The following is a 1,029-nucleotide window of genomic DNA, read 5'->3' on the forward strand; positions in this document are numbered from 1 at the left end:
CCAGTTTATCCGCTTCCACAGCGGCCAGGGTTCTTTTTGCAGACTCAGCGGTGTTATTTCCTATACTTTTAATTTTCGCTGCATTGGCATATTCAAAATTGGCTTTTTCTATTTCAAAATATTCCAGCATATCTTGCAAATATTGCTTACGGCTAACGGGGAGCAGTAAAGGCACGCCGGACTTCGTGATAAAATAGCGGCGATCTATCCATTGGTAAGAATTAGGCCCGTGATTATCATACCTGCCACCCATTTCCCAGTGTTCTACATAGTCATTGCCATTGTTGAGTTTCAGAAAATCGCCATGAAAATTTTTATAGTCATCAGAACGGCTACCGAGCAACAGGGCTTCTGAAATATATTGCGATACACGGCTGGGATTGTTGTTTTTTTCTTTATCGAAATTGGGTCCTGCTTTTGCTTCTATGGGGATGTCGTAAACCGGATTGCCATATTTCATATAAAACTCTCCTGTACCACCGGCTTTGGCTCCGGTTGGAATATACGGATTGATATTGACCCGAAATACACTTCTGTATTCATCTACTACTTTGGTGACCCGCTTGGTTACGTGACAAACAAACTGATAGAAACCTAACTGGTAGCCGTACCCTGCGTAGGCATATTTACCATACTTTTGACTATCCGAGCCGGAAAAACTTACCCTGGCAACACATCCTGTCAGTTTAAAATTATTGCGGCTGGCTTCCTCTAGTTTTTCAACTGCGATGAGGTTTTTCATCATTGTAGTCTTTTCGGCAGGTGAACCTTTTAATGCAAATCCATATTTTGTATTGTTATGGTCGGTATAAATACCGGGCATATTGTCAACATCCGCACGTGAACCACAGGGTGTTAGTGGGTCGGCTATTTTTTTTATTCCCTGCGAAAAACAGGCCATGCTTTCCAACAGCATTATTGAAGCAATCAAAATATGTTTCATGATTTATCGGTTTTTTTGAAAATTATTTAAAGATACCCGTACCATTAAATGAACTTGCACCGGTATTTAAGCTCATCCTTCCTTCC

1 protein-coding gene is annotated in these 1,029 nt (G+C 41.0%); it reads right to left on the reverse strand.

The genetic code is table 11. The annotated features are described in order from the left end of the window. On the reverse strand, positions 1-943 hold a 943-nt coding region (locus tag JHD69_RS19880), incomplete at its 3' end, for a hypothetical protein (RefSeq protein WP_199142077.1). Positions 944-1,029: the final 86 nt, after the last annotated feature.

Origin of the sequence: Pedobacter sp. ASV12 (assembly GCF_016429155.1) — a bacterium.
Lineage (GTDB): Bacteria > Bacteroidota > Bacteroidia > Sphingobacteriales > Sphingobacteriaceae > Pedobacter.